Here is a 537-nt window from a genome sequence, read left to right on the forward strand (position 1 = left end):
GGCCCGGCTGCTCGGCGCCGTGGGCGTGCTGCGCGGGCCCGACGTTGCGGGCTGGACCTCCACCGAGTTCCGCGAATACGTGCTCGCGACCTACGCCATGCCGCGCACCCGCCGCACCCCCGCGGACTGGCGCCGCATCGGCGAGCTGGCCGCGCAGATCTCAGGTGCCGACGATGTGTCGGTCGACGTCGAGTTCCTGGGGCTGTGGGACACCGCGGCCATTCCCGGACTGCCCCGGCAGAAAACTGCGGACCCGCTGCCCAACGTGCGCGCGGTGCGGCACGCACTGGCCATCGACGGCGGTAGCGGACCGCTGCGCGCCCAACCCCTGCGACCGCCCGCCGAGGCATCCCTGCCGAACGTCGACGAGGTGTGGTTCCGCGGCGCCCATGCCGACGTCGCGGGCGGCCGCCATGCCTGCGAACCGTTGGCAGACATCGCCCTCGACTGGGTCCTCGACGGCGCACTGCAGGCCGGGATCGCGCTGAAACCCTCAGCCCGGCGCCGCGCCCCCGGGGCCGCCGAGGCCCTGGCCGG

Annotated in this window: 1 protein-coding gene; it reads left to right on the top strand. The window is 75.0% G+C overall.

Annotated features, from left to right (window positions below; genetic code table 11):
- Positions 1 to 537, top strand: a 537-nt coding sequence (locus ACXAID_RS28365) for a phospholipase effector Tle1 domain-containing protein (RefSeq protein WP_475025469.1), incomplete at both ends; no start/stop codon positions are given.

Source organism: Mycobacterium sp. ABE4_509, from assembly GCF_056160785.1.